Origin of the sequence: Carnobacterium sp. 1290_CSPC (assembly GCF_001053265.1) — a bacterium.
In the GTDB taxonomy this organism is placed as follows: domain Bacteria; phylum Bacillota; class Bacilli; order Lactobacillales; family Aerococcaceae; genus Aerococcus; species Aerococcus urinaeequi.
The window spans coordinates 1-710 of record NZ_JVVG01000095.1 but is presented as its reverse complement, the minus strand read 5'-3'; the positions used below and the strand labels follow the sequence as shown (position 1 = coordinate 710).

Sequence of the window (710 nt, the reverse complement as noted above, 5' to 3'; positions counted from 1 at the left end):
ATTGAAATATCTCAATGTATATAATAGAAAAACTGCAAAATATAACAGAAACATAATAAACTGGCCTCTGAAATTAGAGGTATGAATTATTCAGGGATACATAAAATTTATCTGTTGCTCTTTTCCAAACAAAAGAATATTTATTTGCATCTGCTTCAATTTTTGTACCATCTATAAATACTACATTATCTGAGATTAGTTCTTGTTGAACTAAAAAGAGTTTAAATTCAACGAATAGGTTCTCAAGAATTGATGCACATAATTCACTAGAACGAAATCTATTAATCGTACGATAAGAAATTTCGGTATCGGCAACTAACCATTTCATTGGAATGTTCTCTTGCATCATTTTTTCAATAGTTCTTCCTGAAAACGTCTTTTCTATATATGCGAATAGTAATGCCTTTAAGAGGATTAATGGATGATAGGCCGGTCGGCCTTCGTGTTTATAAAATTGATCGAGAATATGTTCATCTAGCTGTTCAACAAAATTATTTACTTGAAAACAATATGATTTGGTGCAAGATAATCGGATAACTCTAATGGTAGAAAAGCTTGATTCATGTTATATTGAGTATACATAGAATACCTTCTTTCTTTTTAGTTTTGTGGTTATTACTATTATAAATGAAGGTATTTTATTTTTGTATGACGAATTTACAATTTAAGTGCAACAACAATAATAAAATAAAAAAAGATCCATAGTTTTC

At 28.5% G+C, this 710-nt stretch carries 1 pseudogene; it reads right to left on the bottom strand.

The window, feature by feature from the left end:
* Positions 1-91 precede the first annotated feature (91 nt).
* Positions 92-582: pseudogene (locus AC973_RS10235) on the bottom strand (transposase); the annotation flags it as partial.
* Between the last annotated feature and the right edge of the window lie 128 nt (positions 583-710).